This is a genomic window from Enterobacter sp. UPMP2060, from assembly GCF_053709655.1.
In genome coordinates this window covers 1-3,005 of record NZ_JBSKJQ010000027.1, presented here as the reverse complement: position 1 = coordinate 3,005, position 3,005 = coordinate 1, and the positions used below count along the sequence as shown (strand labels likewise).

The 3,005-nt window shown below is 49.2% G+C and carries 3 protein-coding genes and 1 pseudogene; 3 read left to right on the top strand and 1 reads right to left on the bottom strand.

Going from position 1 to position 3,005, the window contains the following annotated elements; genetic code table 11:
• A partial coding sequence (locus ACWKXN_RS22360) for a hypothetical protein (protein WP_454544377.1) occupies positions 1 to 216 on the bottom strand: 216 nt, incomplete at its 3' end.
• A gap of 120 nt (positions 217 to 336) precedes the next feature.
• On the opposite strand from ACWKXN_RS22360, the pseudogene tnpC reads away from it, so the two are divergent.
• The 3 genes and pseudogenes from tnpC to ACWKXN_RS22345 all read left to right on the top strand — a co-directional run.
• Positions 337 to 1,627, top strand: a pseudogene (gene tnpC / locus ACWKXN_RS22355) (IS66 family transposase); the annotation flags it as partial.
• Between the two features lie 292 nt (positions 1,628 to 1,919).
• Positions 1,920 to 2,483 (top strand): DUF2975 domain-containing protein, encoded by a 564-nt coding sequence (locus ACWKXN_RS22350; protein ID WP_454544376.1) that lies wholly within the window; start codon positions 1,920 to 1,922, stop codon positions 2,481 to 2,483.
• Between the two features lie 10 nt (positions 2,484 to 2,493).
• Positions 2,494 to 2,697 (top strand): helix-turn-helix domain-containing protein, encoded by a 204-nt coding sequence (locus ACWKXN_RS22345; RefSeq protein ID WP_454544375.1) that lies wholly within the window; start codon positions 2,494 to 2,496, stop codon positions 2,695 to 2,697.
• Positions 2,698 to 3,005: the final 308 nt, after the last annotated feature.

Sequence of the window (3,005 nt, the reverse complement as noted above, 5' to 3'; positions counted from 1 at the left end):
CCATAAAAGGTACAGACGCCGCTGAAAGACGATCCGACGTCCGGCCATGTTTTCATCTTCCGGGGACGTAGCGGCAGCCAGATGAAACTGCTGTGGTCCACCGGCGATGGATAGTGTCTGCTGACCAAACGGTTGAATCGCGGATGCTTCGCCTGTCCCTCTGCCCGTGATGGAAAGTATCGACAGACGGCAGCCGAAGCGGTTGTTGACCTCCATGACTATGCTGTAATCTTTATCCTAGTTGTTGCAGAATAATTCAGGTAAAATAATGGGTTATGAATAAAACCTCTTCTGCTGAAACAGCGCCTTACCTAACAGGAAGCGCTGAACCATACACAGCTGGGTAAACTCCGCCTGATGCAGGTCGCCAGTCGTTCCGGAAAGGTATCCCGCCGTATCGCACAGATGAAAGCTGACCTGAACCGTCTTCAGAAATGACCGGTCGGGTGGATGACCCGGTAGTGCAACGCCCGCTGCGTCAGACCCGCACCCACAAACCGTTACCCGAAACACTCCTAAGCGATGGAAAACGGTTGTTACCCACAGAAACCTGCTGCCCGAAGTGCGGTGGCTTGCTGAGTTATCTTGCTGAGGATGCTGCCGAACAGCTGGAGCAGATGCGCAACGCCTTCCGGGTTATCCGGACTGTACGTGAAAAACACGCCTGTACTCAGTGCGATGTCATCTTGCAGGCTCCCGCGACTTCGCGGCCCATCGAGCGAGGTATCGAAGGCCCGAGGCTGCTTGGCGCGCGTGCTGACCTCAAAGTATGCAGAAACTGTATCGCCAGTCTGAAATATACGGTCGCCAAGGTGTGGAGCTGAGTCGCTCACTGCTGTCGGACTAGTGGATGCATGTTGCTGACTGCTGTCGCTGCTGGAAGAGTCGCTTCAGAACTATGTGCTGGCTGACGGCAAACTGCACGCCGATGACACGCCCGTCCCGGTGCTGTTGCCAGGTAATAAAAAGACGAAGACCGAGCGTTTGTGGATGTATGTTCGTGATGACCGCAACGCTGGTTCAGCACTGTCACAGGCCTTCTGTTTCGCCTTCAGGACAGAAAAGGATCCATCCGCAGACATATCGTTGCCAGCTTCAGCGGTGTGCTGCAGACGGATGCGTATGTCGGGTTCAACGAGCTGTACCGCAATGGCCGGATAACGGAAACCGCCTGCTGGCCTCACTCATGTCCGCCGAAAGATCCACGATGTTCACGTCCGCACTGCGTCAGCCCTGACGGAAGAATCCCTGAGGCAGATCGATCAATTGGCTGATATAAGGGGAATGCCGTCAGAGTATCGACTTGCTGAACGTTAGCGAAAAATGATACCGCTGTTGAAATCCCCGGAAAGCTGGCTGCGTGAAAAGATGAAAACCCTGTCGCGACACTCGAAGTCGAGAAAAGCGTTCGCGTACGCCCTGCAGCGGTGGCCGGTATTAATGTACTATGCGGACGATGGCTGGGCTGATGCAGACAACAACATCGCTGAAAATGCCCTGCGTACGGTCAGTCTGGGTCGGAAAATACTTCCTGCTGAACAGCGTAGTTCCAGAAGGCTACCTCCGCTATGTGCTTGACGTCATCGACGACTGGCCAGTCAACCGGGTCAGCGAACTGCTACCCTAGTGCATCACACTGCCAACTGCATAACACCTCCCCGTCAATACGGTCCTCGGCGTACACTTACACTTATTCAGCAGAATGGATCGCTCGTATACGGTTATTTCCATAGACTAACCTGATGTGGCGGTCATTATTCAACCCCATTAAGCCTTCTCACATTGCATTTACACAGAGTCAGAAGATGACAACCTAAGGAGAAGCACTTAAAATCATCAAAGCATGATAATATTTTATCGCATTGCGATGATTTAAGTGGTACAGTCTCTACTGAACATCATCGCATTTAGGAATATTTATGATTACTGATCGCTTTGCACTTCATAGTCAGAAGATGGCATCTTTCACACTGTGCTTCATTATTGCTATGCTCTTACTGAATGCTGCTAGCTGGCTTTACCCTACGCTGAATTCCGTTAAAGAAGGATACGGGATTGGATTTGGTCTCACAGATCAACTGATATCGAGCCATGATATCAACCTCAGTACCTTCCCCTGGTGGCAAAAGGTTGGAAGCATTTTGCTATCGAGCGTTCCGCTGCTAACTCTTGCAGTAGGCCTCTGGCATCTGCGTCTTCTCTTTCAGTGTTATGGGCGCAAAGAGTATTTTTTAGCCTCTACATCCAAGCATCTTGGTAAAGTTGGAAAATCTGTCGCACTTTGGGTCATTTTAAAACTATTATGCGAGCCCTTTCTGAGTGCCTGGTCAACGATGCACGAACCTGCAGGGCATCGAGTGGTGACACTGACCTTCGGTACTTCAGACATTATTGCGTTGTTTTTGGCTGCTTGCATTGCAATTATCGCGAAAATCTTGGAGAAGGCAGTTGTGCTGGACTCTGAAAACCGACAATATGTTTAAGGCTTCTATAATGTCTATCACCATCCGACTTGATGTCGTACTCGCAATACGCAAAGTTAAGTCTAAAGAGCTGGCTGCAGCTATTGGTATTACCGAGCAGAATCTTTCTCTGTTGAAACATGGAAAAGTCAAAGGGATTCGTCTGGATACCTTGAATGCAATCTGTCGCCACCTGGATTGTCAGCCTGGCGATATTTTAGAATACAATAGTTAAGGGAAGTTAGCATCATTGCTTCCGCTGCGAGACAGTGCATTATACGATAAAGAGGTTATTCATAGTCAAAGTGAATAACCTCTTTATCTTTCATTGTTTTTTTAGGCCCGTCTTATTCAGATAGTATGGCAGTTCAGCCAGTAGGATAGGGCTGCTTGGGAATAGGATAGCGTTACCTGTTTCAGTGAAGTATCAGAAGTGGCAATTTGTTTTTCTATAACTTTCATATTGGTGGCCTCCAAGAAAGAATTGCTTTAGTCGGGAGTTGTTGCCTGCTCCCCGTTAATTGATATACCGCGATATTAGTG

Coding starts and splice junctions, on each gene's coding strand:
- ACWKXN_RS22350 (WP_454544376.1), top strand. CDS start 1,920: ATGATTACTGATCGCTTTGCACTTCATAGTCAGAAGATGGCATCTTTC.
- ACWKXN_RS22345 (WP_454544375.1), top strand. CDS start 2,494: ATGTCTATCACCATCCGACTTGATGTCGTACTCGCAATACGCAAAGTT.